At 41.0% G+C, this 21050-nt stretch carries 15 protein-coding genes; 14 read left to right on the top strand and 1 reads right to left on the bottom strand.

Features of this window, described 5'->3' with window-relative positions:
* Nucleotides 1–464 precede the first annotated feature (464 nt).
* The 7 genes from AN393_RS10445 (at nt 465) to AN393_RS10415 (ending at nt 8415) form a co-directional block, all read left to right on the top strand.
* Nucleotides 465–1325: a DUF6279 family lipoprotein gene (locus tag AN393_RS10445; RefSeq protein ID WP_055013776.1), complete on the top strand. Its 861-nt coding sequence runs from the start codon at nt 465–467 to the stop codon at nt 1323–1325.
* Between the two features lie 253 nt (nt 1326–1578).
* On the top strand, nt 1579–2598 hold the full coding sequence (locus AN393_RS10440) for an XdhC family protein (protein WP_055013775.1): 1020 nt from the start codon (nt 1579–1581) through the stop codon (nt 2596–2598).
* Between the two features lies 1 nt (nt 2599).
* Nucleotides 2600–3208, top strand: coding sequence for a nucleotidyltransferase family protein (locus AN393_RS10435; RefSeq protein WP_055013774.1), 609 nt, complete (start codon nt 2600–2602; stop codon nt 3206–3208).
* A 193-nt stretch (nt 3209–3401) separates the two neighbouring features.
* Nucleotides 3402–3890, top strand: coding sequence for a (2Fe-2S)-binding protein (locus tag AN393_RS10430; RefSeq protein WP_055018005.1), 489 nt, complete (start codon nt 3402–3404; stop codon nt 3888–3890).
* 12 nt (nt 3891–3902) lie between these two features.
* Complete coding sequence (locus AN393_RS10425) at nt 3903–6194, top strand: xanthine dehydrogenase family protein molybdopterin-binding subunit (RefSeq protein ID WP_055018004.1); 2292 nt, start codon at nt 3903–3905, stop codon at nt 6192–6194.
* A gap of 82 nt (nt 6195–6276) precedes the next feature.
* Complete coding sequence (gene moaA / locus AN393_RS10420) at nt 6277–7248, top strand: GTP 3',8-cyclase MoaA (protein WP_055018046.1); 972 nt, start codon at nt 6277–6279, stop codon at nt 7246–7248.
* Nucleotides 7249–7377: 129 nt separating this feature from the next.
* Nucleotides 7378–8415 carry a GGDEF domain-containing protein gene (locus AN393_RS10415; RefSeq protein WP_055013772.1) on the top strand — a complete coding sequence of 346 codons (1038 nt, stop codon included), beginning with the start codon at nt 7378–7380 and terminating at the stop codon, nt 8413–8415.
* Between the two features lie 8 nt (nt 8416–8423).
* Here AN393_RS10415 and AN393_RS10410 read toward each other — a convergent pair whose 3' ends face one another.
* The gene (locus tag AN393_RS10410; protein ID WP_055013771.1) at nt 8424–9362 is read right to left on the bottom strand and encodes a LysR family transcriptional regulator; all 939 of its coding nucleotides are present in this window, start codon (nt 9360–9362) and stop codon (nt 8424–8426) included.
* A gap of 119 nt (nt 9363–9481) precedes the next feature.
* Between AN393_RS10410 and AN393_RS10405 the strand changes: the two genes are divergently transcribed.
* From AN393_RS10405 to AN393_RS10375, 7 genes are all read left to right on the top strand, one after another.
* A complete protein-coding gene (locus tag AN393_RS10405; RefSeq protein WP_055018003.1) occupies nt 9482–10648 on the top strand; it encodes an efflux RND transporter periplasmic adaptor subunit in 1167 nt (388 codons plus the stop codon).
* Between the two features lie 9 nt (nt 10649–10657).
* Nucleotides 10658–13810, top strand: coding sequence for an efflux RND transporter permease subunit (locus AN393_RS10400; RefSeq protein ID WP_055013769.1), 3153 nt, complete (start codon nt 10658–10660; stop codon nt 13808–13810).
* Entirely contained in the window at nt 13803–15212 is a 1410-nt protein-coding gene (locus tag AN393_RS10395; RefSeq protein WP_055018002.1) for a TolC family protein, read from the top strand. The genes AN393_RS10400 and AN393_RS10395 overlap by 8 nt, the downstream gene beginning before the upstream one ends.
* A gap of 14 nt (nt 15213–15226) precedes the next feature.
* Nucleotides 15227–16255: a zinc-binding dehydrogenase gene (locus AN393_RS10390; protein ID WP_055013767.1), complete on the top strand. Its 1029-nt coding sequence runs from the start codon at nt 15227–15229 to the stop codon at nt 16253–16255.
* Between the two features lie 260 nt (nt 16256–16515).
* Nucleotides 16516–18771, top strand: a complete 2256-nt coding sequence (locus AN393_RS10385; RefSeq protein WP_055018001.1) for an acyl-CoA dehydrogenase — start codon at nt 16516–16518, stop codon at nt 18769–18771.
* Nucleotides 18772–19300: 529 nt separating this feature from the next.
* On the top strand, nt 19301–19861 hold the full coding sequence (locus tag AN393_RS10380) for a GNAT family N-acetyltransferase (protein WP_082422704.1): 561 nt from the start codon (nt 19301–19303) through the stop codon (nt 19859–19861).
* Between the two features lie 110 nt (nt 19862–19971).
* Nucleotides 19972–20877 carry an alpha/beta hydrolase gene (locus AN393_RS10375; RefSeq protein ID WP_055018000.1) on the top strand — a complete coding sequence of 302 codons (906 nt, stop codon included), beginning with the start codon at nt 19972–19974 and terminating at the stop codon, nt 20875–20877.
* Nucleotides 20878–21050 lie beyond the last annotated feature (173 nt).

Raw genomic sequence — 21050 nt, 5'->3', positions numbered from 1 at the left:
TAAATTAAAATCGCTTCCATGATTATGTGTACGTTTAATATATAGCCAAGCTGTAGTGGTAATTATAGCTTAAATAAGCAATTATATTGCTAATAATGCGGTGTTTATAAGCGTAAGATACAGATATTACAGAAAATTTAAAGCAGTAAAAAAGCGCAAGCCAAGGCCTGCGCTTTTAATGTCATATTAACCGTCACTAATATGAGCAATGTAGCAAGTAGAGATGAACTTTTATGCTATTACTTGGGTCGAGTAAATAATAGTCAATAAGCAGTCATGTGCTTAAAACAAAATGCCAGCATCCATGCTGTATTTCTTCCTTGGGCACTGAGGTCGTTACACTTTGTTTATGCGATTAATTATTATTTAGATTTAACTATGTGTCAATAGTAAATAATAATTATTATCAATTAAGTGCTGCCTTTACGGAATATCTGAGAGTATGAGTGATAGAAGGGGTTTACATGTTTAAAATAAAAAATATAAAAGTATCACGCGCCACCATCGTGCTTAGCCTACTGTTTTTGTGTAGTTGTTCAGCTTCGTTTACTTATAATAATTTAACGTGGCTTTCGTCGTTTTGGATAGATGACTATATAGACCTTACTAAACAGCAAAATAAACAACTTAAAAATATCATCAATACCACTCAGCAGTGGCACCGCAGTACACAGTTACCAAGGTATAAGCAAGATATATTAAATTTAAAAACGTTATTTAATAAACAGTTAGATTATCAACAATTAAAGGCCCAAGTGGTCTTGGCAAGAGCTCACTTTCAAAACATTCTCGAACAGGCACATATTGAGCTTGCGCAATTAGGGTTTACGCTTTCGTATGAACAGCGTGCCGAGCTCATTGCTAATATCCAAGCGCAAATTAACGATGAATACGAAGAGTTTAATGAATTAACAGCGCAAGAGCGTAAAAGTGAGCGCCTAGAAAGGCAGCTAGATTACTATAAACAATGGCTAGGAAACTTAACGCCTGTGCAAACGCAGCTTATTACTCAAGCTAACAATGCTCATTATGATTCCTCACTGCTTTGGCATCAGTACAAGCAAACGCGTTTAAATGCAGCGCAACAGGTACTTTTAAATGAAACTCTCAATGAAGCTGATTTTGTTAAACAATTGAGCCATGTAATTACTCAGCGAGAAGCGTATATGAGCAAAGAGTTATTAGCCAATAATGAAGCGAATTTAGAACGTTATGTAAACTTGCTCTTAAAGCTAAATGCGACGTTGAGTGAGCAGCAACGAGAACGTGTAAATGAGGAGTTTGATGACCTTGTTAATACGCTCACCGATTTAATAGAGGATTAAAGCCGCCTTGTTGCTTACTAATTAGGCATGCATGCTGGTTTATAAATTTTACGCTTATTGAGCTAACTACATAAATGCTAAAATAATAATTTAAAGTTGAAAACGTCCTAGCTGATCGCTTTTAAAATATATCACGTACGCTTTTCACTTATTTATCGCTTGTGCAACTTAGCTATGTCCATAAATCTAGCAAAGTGACAGCATTATGATAATCGAAACACACGCATAGTAAGGTTTGTAATGGCAGTAGTTTATGGTTACTGATTTAAAAGGCATACTCAATACGTGGTATCCGCTTCGTAATGAGCAACAATGGGTGCTTGCTACTTTATATAAAATAGAAGGGTCGAGTTATCGAAAGCTGGGGGCGATGATGCTCATTTCAAGCCTAGGACAACGTTTAGGTATGCTTTCGGGTGGCTGTTTAGAGGCTGATATTCAGCGTCACGCCAAACAGGTTATGACCACCTTACATTCTAAAACAATCACTTACGATGCAACTGATGAAGACGATTTAACGTTTCAGCTGGGTATAGGCTGTGGTGGCGTGGTGCATATTCTTTTGCAAAGTGTTAATCGTGAAAACGAATACTTGCAATTAGATGCCATGTTTAATGCGCTAAAAAACAAGCAATCGGGGCACTACACACAGCAAATTAAACCTTTAGTGGCAAAGGGGGCTGGCGTTTTTAAAACCGTGGCGCAGCAACACAACTTATCTTTAAACCGCAAAGCAATGCTTGTAGAGCAAGATAAAACCCAAAGTTTACAAGTGGCTATTTACCCCAGCGCACATTTATTAATTGTCGGCGGTGGCGCGGATGCAATACCGGTATATGCGTTTGCTAAGCAGTTAGGTTGGATGGTGAGTGTATGGGATAGCCGCGCTGCAAATGCTAAAAGAGACTATTTTACGCATGCCGATCATATTTTGCGTTGTCCCGCTTCACAATTAAAGCAGTTTTGCGAACAACATAAAGTGGATGCTGCCGCTTTAATGGCTCACAGTGTAGAGCTTGATGCACAGGCGTTAGCCGCTCTTGAGCAAAGCCCACTAAAGTACTTAGGGTTACTTGGACCTGCACATCGCCGAGCGCAAGTTTTTGAGCATGCAAACACATCTGTAAACAAGGTGGTTGCCCCTGTATTTGGCCCTGTAGGGCTTAATTTAGGAGGAGACACCCCAGAGAGTATTGCCTTATCGCTCATTAGTGAAATACACGCAGTATTAGCGAGTAAAGATGCTACATCGTTAAGTAACTGGGGTAACTAAGGTGCGCGTAGCAAAGGTTATATTGGCCGCAGGACAATCGTCGCGATTTAACGGGTGTAAGCTAATAGCCGATGTAGGTAATAAACCAATGATTTGCCGCGCCGTAGATACCTTACAAGGGTATGACACATTACCCATATACGTTATTAGCGGTGCTTGGCATGCGCAAATTGAAGATGCGTTACATAGCTACAAAAATGTTGAAATACTGCATAACCCGCACTGGCAAGTAGGTTTAGGAAAATCCATTGCACGGGCAACGCAAGTTATAAGTGCTGCGCACGCATTGGATGGTATTTTATTTATGCTGGCAGATCAGGTTGAGCTTTGTACTGCAGATATAAATACATTAATTGATCATTTTAAAAACAAACCCTCGCGTTGGTGCGCTGATTATGGCGAGCGCATTGGCGTGCCTGCTGTATTTCCTGCCTGTGATTTTAAAACGTTAGCAGCGCTAAGTTGTGATAAAGGCGCCCAACATCTATTGCGAGACACAAAGGTCAAGGTAAATACCATTTTACTTAAGCAGGCAAGCACAGATATCGACACTCAGCAGCAATTAAAGCAGTTTATTGATAATAACAACAACCTAACGGCACGCGAATAAACTAAAAATATAGCCTAAACTTAAGGTTTGAATATTCAAATCAAAATTAAATTTTCAGAATTCATTACAGCGCGTTTGTAAATGTGCGCTGTAATGCAAAGGGTAATAATTTCAACGTACGTTGGTGTAAAAAGTAACGTGTATGGGTCATGCGTTATTTTAATTTTATTTAGGCTTAATCAAGGGGCAAGCTATGGTGACGTTTACAGTTAACGGCAAAGAGGTTAAATCGCAAGCAAGTGCAGATACACCTTTGCTGTGGGTTATTCGCGATGAAATAGGGTTAAAAGGAACTAAGTTTGGTTGTGGTATTGCCATGTGCGGTGCATGTACCGTGCATTTAGATGGGCAAGCGACACGCTCATGTGTATTACCCGTGGGCGCAGTGGCAGGAAAAAACATTACCACCATAGAAGGGCTCAATAATGAGCATCCGCTGCAAAAAGCATGGGTAGATGAGCAAGTACCTCAGTGTGGCTACTGTCAATCTGGGCAAATTATGCAAGCTGCTACGTTATTAGCTGACAATCCAAATCCAACCGAGCAAGAAATAGTAAATCATATGAACGGCAACTACTGTCGTTGTATGGCGTACAAGCGCATTAAATCGGCTATACAACGCGCCGCTGATGAATCGCAAAGTGCAGTTCAAATGTTTAACCCAAAAGAGCTAGACGTGTAACTGGAGCCGACAATGAAAAAACTATTTCAAAAAAATACCGAAACCGTAGACTTAAACCGTCGCTCTTTTATGATTAGCACAGCAACAGCTGGCCTAGTTATGGCATTCGCGCCTGCTTTCTTTTCAGGTGAACTTAGCGCGAAAGAGTCGATTTCACAACAATCGTTTTCACCCACAATTTGGTGGACTATGAACCCGCAAGGTGAAGTAGAGGTGAGCATTGCCAAAGCCGAAATGGGTCAGCACGTTGGCACTGCTTTAGCACGTATTGTGGCAGATGAACTGGAGTGCGACTGGGATAAAGTATCAATCACGTATGTAGATACGCACGAGAAGTGGGGCTACATGGTTACAGGTGGTTCATGGTCTGTATTTCAAAGCTTTAAACCGCTTTCTCAAGCCGGCGCAGCAGGGCGCATAGCTCTTATAGACGCTGGGGCTAATATGCTTGGAGTTAAACCTGAGCAGTGCCACGCTAGTAAAGGGCGTATAATTGCAGGCGATAAGTCGCTCAGTTATGCCGATATTGTTAAACATGGTGAGTTTAACCGTACCTTTAGCAGCGAAGAAGTTGCAAAACTACCGATAAAGCCTGCCAACAAGCGCCACTTAACGGGTTTAAAGCAAGACTTTAAAGCCCTCGATATTCCGGAAAAAACAAATGGTATGGCTGTGTATGGCATAGATGTAGAGCTTGAAGGCATGGTGTATGCGCGCCCTGTGATCCCACCAACACGTTATGGTAGTGAAGTCACGCAAATAGATGATAGCGCCGCAAAAGCAATAAAAGGCTATAAAGGGTATGAGATTTTAAATGACCCAAGTAACACTGTACAAGGCTGGGTGGTCGCTTTAGCTGACAATTACCCCAGTGCAATTAAAGCGGTAGATGCCCTAAAAGTAACTTATAAAAAAGGCCAAACAGCTAATGTTACAGAGGCTGATATTCAATCCCTGGGCGAAAAATTATGTAACGATAGCAACGCTGGCACCTTATTTGTTAATGAAGGCGATACCGCTAAAATGCAGGCTGAGGCAACGCAGTCGCTAGAGTCATTGTATACCACGGCAACAGCAAGTCATTATCAATTAGAACCGCTTAATGCGGTGGCAGAGTTTAAACAAGGCAAGTGGATTATTCATACTGGTAATCAGTGGCAGTCTTTAACACTACCTGCGTTGGCCAAAGCATTAGAGGTTGAACAAAATAACGTTATTATTCGTCCTTATTATTTAGGTGGTGGGTTTGGGCGTCGCCTATTTGGTGATTGGACTGTGCCCGCAGCGCTAACAGCCAAAGCGATTGGCAAACCTGTTAAACTGGTATTTACACGCGCTGATGATAGCTTATTTGATCAGTCTCGTTCTGCCTCCACCGCTAAATTAACAGCTTCGTTTAATGAAAAAGGCGAGTTAAGCGCTATGGAGCATGCATTTGCAGCAGGCTGGCCAACAAAAGCAATGGCGCCTGGCTTTTTATCACCTGGGGTTGATGGCAAAGGCAAGTTTGATTCGTTTTCAGCTTCTGGAGCCGATCACTGGTACAGCATGGATAATCACCGTGCTCGCGCAATTAATAATGAATTAGCGCAAAGCACATTTACCCCCGGCTGGCTTCGCTCGGTAGGCCCTGGCTGGATTGTATGGAGCTTAGAATCGTTTATTGATGAAATTGCTCATAAACAAGGGCTTGATCCGGTGGAGTTTCGTTTATCAATGCTCGATGGCAAAGGCAAGCAAGCAGGTAAAGCCCCTGAAAGCGTAGGCGGCGCACTGCGCTTAAATGCGGTACTTAAAAAAGTGTCAGCGAAGGTCGCAAATGTTAAGCTGGGTGAAAACGAAGGCATTGGTTTTTCAGTTAGTTCTGGTCAAGAGCGCCATATGCCTGCGTGGATTGCTACAGCGGCGCATGTGCATGTAAATAAAAGTGATGGCAAAATTACGCTTAAAAAACTGTATGCCGTGGTAGATGCAGGCTTAATAGTTCATCCTGATGGTGCATTAGCTCAGCTTGAAGGTTCGTTATTGTGGGGCACAAGCCTTGCTTTACACGAATCAAATAATTATCAAAACGGGCAAGTGGCGGCCACTAACTTTAATACTTACTTGCCACTTAGAATGCAAGATGTGCCCGATATGGACATAGAGTTTGTGCAAAGTGACGAGTTTCCTATGGGCTTAGGTGAGCCGGGTGTTATTGGTGTGGCACCCGCTATTGGCAACGCGGTATTTAATGCAGTTGGCGTAAGGTTACGTAATTTACCCATGAAACCGAGTGAGCTCAAAAAAGGCTTAACCGCCTAGTTAAACGCTAATAAGAGTGTATGGCGCAGGCTGTACACTCGTGTATTTAGCGATGTATTTTAAAATTGTTAAAGGCTTATTTATGCTAGTCGACCCAGCAGGGCGAAAATTTAGTTATCTGCGTTTATCTATTACCGATGTTTGTAATTTTAAGTGTGTGTATTGTTTACCTGATGGGTATCAATGCGATCACGACCGAGACTTCCTGTCACTAAACGAAATTAGTAATACTATAAAAGCCTTTGCCCATCATGGCATATCAAAGTTACGCATTACTGGCGGCGAGCCCACCCTCAGAAAAGACTTTATAGATGTAATTCGTGCAGCAAAAGACACGCAAGGCATTACCAAAATAGCCGCTACTACTAATGGCTACTCTATGCATAAGCATATTAATAATTGGGTAGATGCGGGTTTAAACGCCATCAATGTCAGTATTGATACCCTTGACCCACGTATGTTTAATACGATTACCGGTCACGATAAATTCTCGCGCGTAATGCAAGGTATAGAAAGTGCGCTTGAAAGCGGCATCGAATCGGTAAAAATAAACAGCGTACTTATGAAACAGTACAACGGCCGAGAGCTTGATAGCTTTTTAGATTATTTAAAGCACAGACCCGTGACAATGCGCTTTATTGAGCTAATGCAAACTAACGATAACAAATCGTTTTTTGATGCTAACCATATATCGGGGCAATCCATAAAAGAGCAGTTGCTTCGCGCTGGTTGGCAGCCCATTATACGCGATGTAACGGCAGGGCCTGCACAAGAATTTTTCCACCCTGATTATATGGGGAAAATAGGGTTAATAATGCCCTACAGTAATGACTTTTGTAACACCTGCAATAGGTTAAGAATTTCGTCACTAGGGAAATTGCATTTATGTTTGTTTTCTGAGCAAGGTATATCACTTAGAGAATACATGAGTGATAACACCAATCAGGCATTAATTAATCAGTTAGCACGTTATATAAAAACAAAAAAACCAACCCACTTATTGCATCAAGGTAATACGGGGGTTACAACAAACTTATCTATGTTAGGTGGTTAATCCTTATAGTAAGCTGTTTGGTTGGGTGCTCGTGCCTTTGTAGTGAGTAAAGTTAATGTTTTCTTATATCTACTTGTTATATTTAATTTTAGCGTTACACTAAATTTTTTATTATTTTAAGTTTTTTGAATGGATATAGCAGCGCTTAGTAGTACTAAATCATTAAGAAGGAACGTCCTGAAATGGATGTGCTTGTGCTTTGGTTTTGTCTCACTGTTTTTTGCTGCATTTAATATTATTGTAAATAACTTTGCTTTATTAGGGTATTTAGAAATAGCACTCAGTGTATTTTGTGCTTACACCTACTACCGCTTAAACACGCATGCGCTAGAGGTATGGCAATCTGTAGTTATGTGCATATTTGTCACCTTTGTTATTGTATTAGGCAACTATTTAGCTAAACCAATAAATGGTGTGTATGTGTGGTCTTTTGCGTTACCTATATTGTATTACCTGTTGCTAGGTAAGCGTTATGGCATTGTATTATCGGCTTTGCTCTTTGTACTTCAAGGTGCCATATTAGTAACAAAATCATCGCAACTTCCTCTAACTACGCTTAATTTCAGTTTAAATCTTGCCTTTGTTTATATCAGTATTTGGGCTATTTCTCATGTTTTTGAAGGTAGCCGTGCTTTATCATCTAAGCGGTTAAAAAATCTTGCTTTGTTAGACCCACTTACCGGGGCTGCAAACCGTTTATCAATGAATCATTACTTTGAAGTAGAGCTTAGAGATAAGTCGCAACTTTATTTATTTTTACTCGACCTAGACTATTTTAAACAGGTTAACGACACCTATGGCCACGCTGTAGGTGATAAAGTGCTAATTGAAGTAGCCACTTTATTACGAGTCCTATTAGCAAAAGGGTATGTATTTAGAGTAGGTGGGGAAGAGTTTGCTTTACTGCACTCTTTTACTTCTCAAAATGACGCTCTAACCATGGCCGAAACAATTAGATCAAAACTTAACAATACGGCACTTGATATTGATGGGCTAAACATCAAAGTGACCGCAAGCATTGGCGTTGTAAAATACCACCAAGGCGATACCCTTGAAAAATTTGTTATTAAAGCAGATAAACAACTTTACAAAGCAAAAGAATTTGGCCGAAATAAAGTATACTTTCAGTCAAGTGCCCATTTAAATGAAAAGCCTCAGGTAGCTTAACGAGCAAATTAGTACATTTGTTCAAAATTAGGGATGTTGTTTTCCCAAATTGGTTTGTCTTTCCCTAAATACTCCTTTACTGCATCAAAAAATAAGCGAGTTCTTACTGGTAAGTCTCTGTGCGGGTACAGGACATACATATGGCTAAACTCCTTTAACTTTACATCCGTTAAAATGGGCACTAATTGGCCTTGCGTTATTTCCTTATCGATAATAAACGCCGGAGCCACGAAGTAGGTAGTCCCTGAAATAGCTTTCATTAGCAGTACCTCGGCATCGTTTGCTCGGTACACACTGTTAATTTTCTGCTCGCATGGCTCGCCCTGACTATTGTAGTAATCTATGGTTTCAACCCGCATTGAATTACTTGCATAACTTGCGGCAGGTAACTTCGCCAATTCTTCTATGGTTTTTGGCATGCCATAGGTTTGTATAAATTCAGGGGCCGCTACAATAAGTAATCTATTGCGGGCAATTCTACGCGCAATTAACGAAGAGTCTTTAGGTTCTCCAATTCTAAATGCTAAATCAAAGCCTTCAGCTACAATATCAACAAGCCTGTCATCAAGGCGTAGCTCTACTTCTACTTGAGGAAAACGTTTTTGAAAGTCGTTAAGTACAGGCTGCAAATAACGTCTACCAATGAGCGTTGACGATGTGATTTTTAATACACCCCGTGGCTCAAGGTGATAGTTTTCTGCCATGCGTACGGTTTCACCAAGTAGCTCTCTTAGTTCACTTGCTTTTTTTATCATTTCGGCGCCGGCGGCCGTTAACGAAAACGAACGGGTGGTACGGTTTAATAGCCTAACGCCTAGTTCGTCCTCTAATCGACTGATTTGCTTTGATATAACGGAGCGGTCTATGTTTCTTATTTCTGCAGCTTTGGCAAAAGAACCTTGCTCAACGACCTCTAGTAGCATTAAAAGTCGGCTTGTTGTATCCATCACGATGACTCATTAATTTTTATTGATGCCATTTTGGCATTAATGAATTTATAAATCTATGGTTTTTGTCCGCAGGTATAGTCCGTAATATGCACGCTAATCAATAAAGGAGCGTCTACATGAACAAACATTTAATTGCTGCTGCACTCGCTGCGGCATCATTATCACTTGCGGGCTGTGCTGATGAGCGCGCGCCTCAAGCTCAGCAACAACAATTGCAGCCTATCGATGTTGCACCTGTGCTGGTAAAGCCGGTACAAAGCTGGCACACCTACACTACGCGCTTAGAGTCGCCAGAAGAGGTGGCGTTAATGCCACGTGTGTCAGGTATTATCGATAGTATTGAGTTTAAAGAAGGTGATGTGGTTAAGCAGGGCGATGTGCTTTTTCAGCTTGATAAACGTCCTTTTGCTGCTGTAGTTGCAAGTTTAGAAGCGCAAATTCACAGCGCTGAAGCAGCCCTTGAACAAGCTGTAAGTGAAGATAAACGTGCAATGCGATTATTAGAGCGTAAAGCTATTTCTACAGAGCAGGCGCAAGCACGTACTTCAACGCTTCGCCAGCGCGAAGCACAACTTGCAGCACTACAAGCACAACTTACCTCTGCAAAGCTCGATTTAGAATTTACCTCGGTGGTATCGCCAATTGATGGCATTATTTCTCGTGCAAACATTACTAAAGGTAATAACGTTTTAGCAGGGCAAAGTGTATTAACGTCTATTGTCTCTAACGCAGCAATGTATGCCTACTTTGATGTTGATGAGCGTACATGGAATAGCGCTTTTAATGATGTAACCGCCCAAAGCCGCCAAACCGTTGTTATGCAAAAAGTAGGGCAAAAAGAGTTTGCCTACCAAGGCCATATTAATTTTATTGATAACCAAATTAACTCAGCCACAGGTACTTTACGTGTTCGTGCGGTATTTGAACAAGACAGTAATCAACTTCGCGCAGGTTCTTTTGCTCGCATTAAATTGGCAGCAAATGAGGTCAGTGAAAAAGTAATAATTCCTGAGCGTGCTATTGGCACAGATCTAAAAAATCGCTTTGTATTAACCGTGGGTGAAAACAACGTTCTTGAATACAAATTGATTGAAGTAGGCGAACGTTATGGGGCGTTACGTGCTGTTACATCAGGCCTAAATGAAGGTGATGTTATTGCGGTAAATGGCCCAGCACGTGTAGGCCCTGGTATGCCTATTTCGCCTAATACAGTCACAATTGATACCGATGGGGTTGCCTTTACACTGTCAAACGACAACGCCCAGTTAATGGCTAAGCAATAAGGTTTATCGATGAAATTTTCACACTTTTTTATTCAGCGACCAATATTTGCAGCCATGCTGTCGTTGGTTATTTTAATTGCTGGTGGTATATCACTGTTTCAACTTCCTGTAAGTGAATACCCAGAAGTGGTACCACCAACGGTTGTAGTAACTGCAAATTACCCGGGCGCAAACCCTACCGTTATAGCGCAAACAGTGGCAACGCCACTTGAGCAAGAAATCAATGGTACTGAAAACATGCTTTATATGTTTTCGCAAGGTACCAGCGATGGCCGCATGACATTAACGGTAACCTTTGCGTTAGGTACGGATTTAGACCGTGCACAAGTACAAGTACAAAACCGTGTAAACAGTGCATTGCCACGTTTACCCGAGGAAGTTCAGCGTTTAGGTGTTGTGGCCGAAAAATCATCACCCGATTTAACCATGGTAGTGCATTTATATTCGCCTGAAAAAACGCACGACACAGCGTACTTATCTAACTATGCCGACATTCATATTAAAGACGAGATTGCCCGTTTACCAGGTGTAGGCGACATTCAATTATTTGGTGGTGGCAAATATTCAATGCGCGTGTGGCTAAACCCAGATGCATTAGCAGCCCGTGAGCTTACTGCAACGGATGTTGTGGCCGCTTTGCGCTCGCAAAATCAGCAAGTTGCCGCGGGTAGCTTAGGTGCACAGCCAATTTCTAACGACAGCCAATTTCAAATTTTATTAAACGTAAAAGGGCGTTTAAATAGCGTTGAAGAATTTGAAAACGTTATTATTAAAGTAGGTGACGAGGGTCAGTTAACACGCTTATCTGATGTAGCACGTGTAGATTTAGGTCTAGATACGTACGCACTTCGCGCCGAAATGGATAACCAGCCAGCACTTGCAATGCCAATTTTTCAACGCCCAGGTTCAAATGCGATTGAGCTTTCAGACCAAGTACGTGAAACAATGGCGCGTTTGTCAGAAGATTTCCCAGCGGGTGTTGAGTACGACATTGTATATGACCCTACGGTATTTGTTCGTGGTTCAATTGATGCGGTAATCGCTACATTGCTAGAGGCAATAGTATTAGTTGTTATTGTTGTAATTGTATTTTTACAAACATGGCGCGCATCTATTATTCCACTGATTGCAGTGCCTGTATCATTAATTGGTACGTTTGCGGTTATGCAGTGGTTTGGCGTGTCTATTAATACACTCTCGCTATTTGGCTTAGTTTTGGCAATTGGTATAGTTGTGGACGATGCCATCGTTGTGGTTGAAAACGTAGAGCGTAATATTGAGCAAGGGTTATCGCCACTAGAAGCAACACGTGTAGCCATGAGTGAAGTTACAGGCCCAATTATTGCTATTGCTTTAGTATTAAGTGCGGTGTTTATTCCTACGGCGTTTATTACTGGGTTGTCTGGTCAGTTTTATAAGCAATTTGCGCTTACAATCACAATTTCGACTATTATCTCTGCGTTTAACTCACTGACGTTATCGCCAGCGCTTGCTGCATTGTTATTAAAATCGCACGATGCAAAACCAGATGCGTTTACTCGTTTACTGAATAAATTGTTTGGTCGTTGGTTGTTTGAACCGTTTAACCGCGTATTTAATCGCGGTGCCAAAGGGTACGAAAAACTAGTACAAAAGCTTATTCGTATGAGTGTAATTGTTATGGTGGCCTATGTTGCGCTGGTGGGCGGTACAATTAAATTGTTTGATACCGTACCTGGTGGCTTTATTCCACAACAAGATAAGCAATATTTAGTGGCCATTGCGCAACTACCCGATGCAGCAAGTTTAGACCGCACTGAAGATGTAATTTCGAAAATGCAAAAAATTGCGTTAGAAGTACCTGGTGTTGCTCACACTGTTGCGTTTCCTGGTTTATCGGTTAATGGGTTTACGAATAGCCCGAACAGCGGCATTGTATTTACACCACTTGAAAGCTTTGATAAACGCACAGACCCTAGCCAATCGGCAATGGCTATTGCTGCGCAGCTAAACCAACGTTTTGCGGCCATTGATGAAGCATTTGTAGCTGTATTTCCGCCACCGCCAATTCAAGGCTTAGGTACAACCGGTGGCTTTAAATTGCAACTTGAAGACAGAGCAAATAAAGGCTTCGACGCGCTATTTAACAGCTTACAAACTATTATTGGTAAGGCTCAGCAAGACCCAGCGTTAATGGGTATGTATTCAAGTTTCCGTATTCAAGTGCCGCAAATGGACATAGACATTGACCGTGAACAAGCACTTATACAAGGTATTCCACTTGATGAAGTATTCGACGCACTGCAAGTTTACTTAGGCTCAGTGTATGTAAATGACTTTAATATGTTTGGTCGTACTTACCAAGTAAATGCGCAAGCTGATGCTGATTACCGCCTTGATCCTGAGCAAATTCTTAACCTAAAAGTACGTAACAGTGCAGGGAACATGGTCCCACTTGGTTCTGTACTAACGGTGACACCAACAATAGGGCCTGACCGTGTAATGCATTACAACGGTTACCCAAGTGCAGAACTAAACGGCAGCCCAGCACCAGGTTACAGCTCTGATCAAGCACAAACCGCGATCGAAACAATACTTGCAGATAATCTACCGACGGGTATTGAATACGAGTGGACAGAAGTAACCTACCAGCAAGTACTTGCCGGTAATACCATGGTTTATGTATTCCCGTTAGTTGTATTGCTTGTATTTATGGTACTTGCAGCGCAGTACGAAAGCTTACGTTTACCACTGGCAATAATATTAATTGTACCTATGACTATTTTCTCTGCGTTATTAGGTGTGTGGCTTGTCGGTTCAGACAACAACATATTCACGCAAATAGCGTTAATAGTACTGGTGGCCTTGGCTTCTAAAAACGCGATATTAATGGTTGAGTTTGCAAAAGACAGACACGACTCAGGATTAACGCACATAGAGGCAATACTTGAAGCATGTCGTATGCGTTTGCGCCCAATATTAATGACATCAATTGCCTTTACAGCAGGGGTTGTACCACTAGTACTTGCAACGGGGGCAGGTGCCGAAATGCGCCATGCTATGGGTAACGCCGTGTTTGCAGGCATGATAGGGGTAACCGTATTTGGTTTACTATTTACCCCCGTGTTTTACATGTTAGTTGTTAAAAAGCAGCAAAAAGAGCAGGAGTTATCACATGACTAAGTTAATGACTAAACGTGTAAAAACGCGCTTAACGCTAAGTGCTGTGTTAGTGGCTGCTGCTTTATCTGGTTGCGCAAGCAAAATAGATACACGCAGTGAGCAAAACGCCATTAACGATTTTGTAGCACAGGCTAATATTGCAAGCAATGTGGCGACAGCTGATGAAACTAACTGGTGGCAAAAGCTAGAGTCAGAGCAGCTCAATGCCCTTGTTAATAGCGCGCTTGCTAATAACTACGACTTAAAAACGAGTCAATTAACGCTGAAAAGTGCACTTGCAAGATTAGGCGAGCAAAAAGCGCAATACTTACCACAAGGTGGTGTTGAAGTAGGCGCAGCTCGAAGCGATGCGCCCAGTGTGTATGAGCGCCAATCAAGTGCAAATGTCGCTCTTAACTGGCAACTTGATTTGTTTGGTCGAATTACAGCCTTGGTTGATGCCGCAAATGCATCAACCATGAGCCAAGCCGAGCAAGTGCGTTTATTGCAAATTGAAGTTGTATCGTCAGTGGTGAAAGGCTTTGTAAGCTACCAAGGCAATGTTCAAAAACAGCAGATCATTGCGATGCAAATTGAAGCACTTGAGCAAAGTATTGACGTATTGCAAGCACGTGTAGACGAAGGCGTTGCTAACGAGCTTGATTTAAACCGCACTATGGCACAGCTTAGGCAGCAAGAAGCCCTAATGCCTGCTATAGAGTATGCTAAATACAGTGATTTATCGGCACTGGCCGTGCTGAGTGGTAAATTAACCAAAGATCTAGCTATAAACGATGAGCAAAACATACTTGAACACGACTTTAGCGTAGCGCTTAAAAATGCCAATGAAGCTATTGCACTGCGCCCTGATATAAGCCGCGCACTTTATGATTTTAGCCAAGCTAATAGCTTGAGCGTAGCTGCAAGCAAAGCGCTACTGCCAGACATTAGCTTATCGGCCTTTGCAGGCGTGGTGAGCATAGACAGCACAGGATTAAAAAATACTGACCAACAATGGCAAGTTGCGCCACAGTTACAGTGGTCAATATTAAGTTATCCAGCTCTACTTGCTCAGCGCGACGCACAGCAGTTTTTAAGTGAAGCTGCTTACAACGACTATCAGCAAATAGTATTAAGTGCGGTGACTGAAAGTGAACTTTCACTGCAAATGTTGGTCAACCAACAGCAACAAAAAACGTTTGCAGATGAGCGTTTTGACTTTGCTAATAAAGCGTTTTTACAAGCACAAGCCATGTACGAAGAAGGACAAATACCGTACTTAGAGTTGTTAGATGCGCGTCAGGATGTTTTAATAGCCCAAGAAAATGCGGTTGATACAACTATTACAGCTTTGCTTGCGAAAGTTAAAGCTTATCAAGCATTTAATGGCCAATGGAGCTATGCACTTAACAGCGCAAAATAAGTAGAGTTAATTGAATGAGCAATACTGAACTGTCAGATAGATACGATATTCCGCAAACAATGCGGGCAATTGTACTTCCTCAACCCGATGAGCAAATTTGCTTACACGATGTTGAAGTGGATGTACCTGATTGCGTCAACAACGAATTGTTGGTAAAGGTGGAATACGTGGGCCTTAACCCTGCGGATGCGCATTTTGCTAAAACAGGCTTTTGTAACTGGCAATACCCACACATACTAGGCCTTGATGCTGTAGGTGTGGTGGTTAAAGCTAACAAAGGCGTGTTCCCCAATGTGGGTGAGCGAGTAATGTGGCATGCCAATATTGGCGAGCAAGGGGTATTGAGTGAGTACACTAAAGTACCTAATTTTGCTGTATCGGTTGTGCCCAATGAGCTCAGTCCTGCGCAAGCGGCAACATTACCTTGCGCGGGTATGGCAGCACTTATCAGCTTAGATAAAATTGCAATTGCCGAAGGTGATACAGTATTAATTGAAGGTGGCTCTGGCGCGGTAGGTCAGTTTGCCATTCAATATGCCAAGCAACGTGGCGCTGATGTATTTGCTACTGCATCTAAACGTAATCACAAATTGGTTAAGAAGCTAGGAGCCGATACTGTTTTTGACTACAACGATAAAAAGTTGTGCGACAAAATTCGCCGTGAGCTTGGTCCACAAGGTTTTGATGCTGTAATTGATACAATGGGCGGTGCATCAACGCTGCGAAATATAGAATTAATGCGCTTTTGCGGTCGTATTGCGTGTTTAAACCCATTGCCTCATTTTGATCAAAATTTAATGTACCGCCGAGCACCAAATATTAGCGTGGTTTCAATTGGTGGTGCATGGCTTGCAAACAGTTTATGTGCGCAACAGCGTTTAAGTTTTATGGGCAATTTGTTACTTGAAGGCGCGCTTTCGGGCGATATTAAAACACCAGCAATAACTGCGGTTGATTTTACTGCAGAGTCTGTAAGTGCTGCTTTAAACAATCAAATAGCGGGTGGCTTTACAGGCAAACACATAGTGCAAATAAGCAGTTAACTCTCTCTAGTTTAATTTAAAAACGCAGCCCAAGTGGCTGCGTTTTTTTATGGCTAAATAAAATTTGGTGTTTTTAGGCATAACTGCGGCTAAAAAATGTATTTCAGCGCACAAGTGTAAGCCTTTTAGTTTCAACAGTTTACGTCACCGTAAAGAAAATAAATTGAAAAAACTGTTAATTAATTGAATAGAGTAATTGATCTAAACCGATTTTTATGACGTAATGTAAGTATTATTTATCTGGTCGGATGAGTTCAATCATGAGTTTACGTACAAAATTAAAAAAAGTATTACCAAGTATTTCAATCACTGAACAAGAAGCGCTAGACGCGGGTGATGTGTGGTTAGAGGGCTCTATCTATCAAGGTAAGCCAGATTTTAGTGCACTACGCGACGTGCCGGCTGCTACCCTAACTGCAGACGAGCAAGCATTTTTAGATGGCCCAGTACAAGAGCTACTAGGCATGATTGATGATTCAGTTATTCAAAACGGTATTCACTTACCAGATGACATATTAGAATTTTTGAAAAAAGAGCGTTTTTTCTCGCTTATCATCCCTAAATCATTTGGTGGTTTAGAGTTTAGCCCTTATGCAAACTCGACTATTGTGGCAACCATTGCAACAAAAAGCTCTGCAGTAGCAGTGACCGTTATGGTTCCTAACTCTTTAGGCCCAGGTGAATTATTACTGCACTTTGGTACGCAAGAGCAACAAGCACATTACTTACCGCGCCTGGCAAACGGCAGAGACATTCCCTGTTTTGCACTAACTAGCCCAGAGGCGGGCTCTGATGCAGGCGGTATTCCAGATATTGGTACTGTAACCAAAGGCATGTACAACGGCGAAGAAGTACTTGGCCTTGAAATTACATGGGACAAGCGTTACATCACACTGGCACCAATCGCTACAGTACTTGGTTTAGCGTTTAAAGTAGTTGACCCAGAAGGCCTACTTGGCGGCAAAGAAAATCTAGGTATTACCTGTGCGCTTATTCCTAAAGATCACCCAGGTGTAGAGCTTGGCAACCGCCACGATCCTATGGGTATTCGTTTTTATAATGGTACTACACGCGGCAACAAAGTATTTGTGCCAATGGACTTTATTATTGGCGGCCAGAAAAACATCGGTCGCGGTTGGCAAATGCTGGTGAGCTGTTTAGGTGCTGGCCGTGGTATTTCACTACCTGCACTTGGTGTAAGTACATCACAAGTGGCGTTTAAATCTGCATCTGAATACGCAGCAGTACGTGAGCAGTTTGGTTTAGCCATTGGTCAATTTGAAGGTATTCAAGAAAAGTTAGCCGACATTGCAGGTAAAACATACCTTCAAGAAGCAATGCGTGTGCTTACAACTGAAGGCCTAGGCATGGGCTTAAAACCATCAGTTGTTACAGCAATAGCTAAATACCACATGACAGAGCTTGGTCGCGACGTGCTAGATTCTGCAATGGATATTCAAGCAGGTAAAGCAATCCAAAATGGCCCGCAAAATACCCTTGCAAGCGGTTATGTTGCACAGCCTATTGCAATTACTGTAGAAGGCGCGAACATTCTTACTCGTAACCTGATGATTTTTGGTCAAGGTGTTATGCGTTGTCACCCATATTTACAATCTATGGTTGAATCAATCCATAGTGAAGATAAAGGGGCAGATAAAGAATTTAACGGCATTTTACGTAAAACAATTGGTTACAGCACAGCAAATAGCTTACGTGCGTTCCGTTTAGGTGTTTTACCATTTACTGCAAGCGCAAACTCAGCGCTACCAGAAGTACGTGAATACGAAAAAGCCATACATAAACTATCTGCAAAATTGGCAGTGTATGCAGACTTCTCGCTACTTGTACTTGGTGGTAAATTAAAGCAGGCTGAAATGCTATCAGCTCGTTTAGGCGATGTAATGAGCTTTTTATACGCGGCAATGGCATCAATTAAGTATTACGAGCAAAAAGTAGCAAGCAGCGAGCGCGAGCAAGCAGCACCGTACTTCCATTACGCAACTCGTTTTGCACTGCAAAGCGCTGAAGAAGCACTGCATAAGTTTTTAGATAACTTCCCTGCAAGTGGTACTCGTAAGTTTATTCGTTTTGTAACAATGAACTACTCAACCAAAATGCCAAAAATTAGCGATGACTTAATTCGCGAATTAGCTAAACAAGCGCAGCTTGATACTGCATTTAAAGCGCAAATTACGCATTTAGTTAAACCAGTTGAAGGCGATGGTCATTACATTAATGAGCAAGCTTACAAAGCTAAAATGGCATCACTTGGTGAGCTGGCTAAAGTTAAAAAAGCACTGCGCGCTAAAACAATTAAGCCAGGTACACGTTTTGCTATTACGCTTGACAATGCACTAGCGGCAAACGTAATTACCGCGGCTGAGCACGCGCAATTAGTTGATTACAACAAAAAGCGTGAAAAAGCGATTCGTGTAGATGAGTTCGACTTTGATATGAACTTACTAGATGACAACGCACAGCCAGTTAACCCACTTAAAAGTGTAGTTAATCAATAAAGTTGAATTCAATGATGCTAAGCGCCCGCAGTATCGGCGCTTTTATTCATGGTTAAAAATTAGTGTGGAGCCTCGTTTGTTTAAAACCAAGCGGGGCTTTTTTATGTATTTTTTAAAGTAGAGATAGATAGCAGTATTGGTTTGTAAGCGAGTATGTATGTGCAGAGGTTTAAAAGAGGCACTTACAATCTTGAAAAAGGGCTAATAACCCCGTCGGCACCTTTTATAGGAAGTGGATTGATACCCGCAGTATTGAAATGGATATAGGCAGTAATCAAAGCATATGATTTTAAATCTTTATTAACAGTATTTTTATACAACTTTTGTGTTTTCCTACTGAATCATGAAATGAGGAAGTTTTCCTTTTTTTACACATTATTTAATTAACAGTCGGGCATAAAATTTAAAGCTGGCAAAGTGTTACAGGTTTTGTTACTAATATTATAAAGTAACTATGGGGACGCCCATTGCTCATGAAAAGAGGAAAGTGTCCTTTGATAAAATTGTTATAAGGTCATCCTAGTTGCATATGAATTCAAATAAAATTTTAACTACTGAACGATTGATCTTAAGACAATGGAAAAGCGAAGATCATGCCCCTTTTGCCGAACTAAATTCATGTAAGGAAGTTATGGAGTATTTTCCAAACACATTGAATGAAGTTGAAAGTACAAATTTAGCTTTAAAGCTTGCGCAGCTTATATCTGAGCGAGGTTGGGGGCTTTGGGCTGTAGAAGAGAAAAAAACAAGTAAATTTATTGGTTTTGTTGGTTTACATAATTCACCTGCAGAACTTGAGGTAAGTCCTGCAACCGAAATTGGTTGGCGTTTATCAAAACAATTTTGGGGTAAAGGTTATGCTACTGAAGCTGCAGAAAAAGTATTAGAGTTTGCGTTTAATGATTTAAATATTGAGAGTGTTATTTCATTTACTGCTGTTGTGAATAAACCTTCACAGAAAGTTATGTGCCGTTTAAAAATGACTAATACTGAGCAAAACTTTAAACATCCATTAGTTAGTAATACTCAATTAAAAGAACACGTCCTATATAAAATAACAAAGGACGAGTGGGTAGCTACAACCTTATAACAAGGCCTTTAAACGGAACAAAAACAGTTGGCTTTGTTTCGTGCCTCAACAAGTGTAGCCAACTTTTTTTGTCCGCTTAAGGCGGCGTTATATTTTTCAAGGAAGATTTGGTGAAAAAATCATTAAAATTAATTTCAACTTCATTAATCACTATTTTAGTTTTAGTGGGAGCTTCAGTAATTTCATCGAGGTATGTTGAGCACTACACTTCAGAGTTCATTGAACATGATATTTCTTCAGAATACCTTTCAGAAGAAAGAAGAATATTTGTTCGATTGCCAAAGGGATACGATAAAAGCAAGAGTTATCCCTTAATAATAAAATCAGATGGCAATTTTAATTTAAGCCGCTGGCATGAGACTGTTACAATACTATCTGATAAAACGTTAATTGAAGACTCTATTATTGTCGCAATTCCCAACTTGTTTTGGATAGATACAAGAAATAGGGATTTGGTGCCACCATATGCCAGAAAAGATGTTCAAATCGAGGCAAGACCAGATACTGAAAATTCTCCAAAAATTTTTGGTAAAGCTGATTTGTTTTTATCTTTCATTGAAAAAGAAGTAATCCCTTTTGTAGAACGAAAATACTCGATTAATAATAACCGAGTGCTTAGTGGCTTCTCGGCCGGTGGAAGCTTTGTACTTTATACGATAGTTACCAAGCCTGAGCTATTTACTGGGTATTTTGCTTTTAGTCCCGCAGCTTGGTACGACAACTCAGTTGTTGTTCAAGAGTTTAAAAACGGCTTATCTAAACTTAGTAAAAAACCTTTATTTATATATTTAAGCATTGGTGGTAATGAAAACGAGATTATCACAGGTTCATTTAAAGGTTTATTATCTGCAATTGAATCAAACGCACCAACAAATTTCAATTATGCATATCATTACAGTGAAAATGCAGGTCATTCTGAGAATCCATATTATTCAGTTCCAAAAGCCTTGCTGGCATATTATGAATTCAGAGAAAAAAATATAACAAGTCACTCAAGCGGGACAAACAAAAAATAAACAAGACACTCATCTTAAATTTTGCACTTAACGCAATTAGAGGCTAGCTTTTATTTAGTGCAAAAAAAAAGCAGGGTGTCTTATGGAAAAATAAACAAGACACTCATCTTAAATTTTGCACTTAACGCAATTAGAGGCTAGCTTTTATTTAGTGCAAAAAACAAGCAGGGTGT

This window comes from Pseudoalteromonas sp. P1-25 (assembly GCF_001401805.1).
In the GTDB taxonomy this organism is placed as follows: domain Bacteria; phylum Pseudomonadota; class Gammaproteobacteria; order Enterobacterales; family Alteromonadaceae; genus Pseudoalteromonas.
The sequence above is the reverse complement of the archived record's forward strand: the minus strand, read 5'-3'. Positions and strand labels throughout refer to the sequence as shown.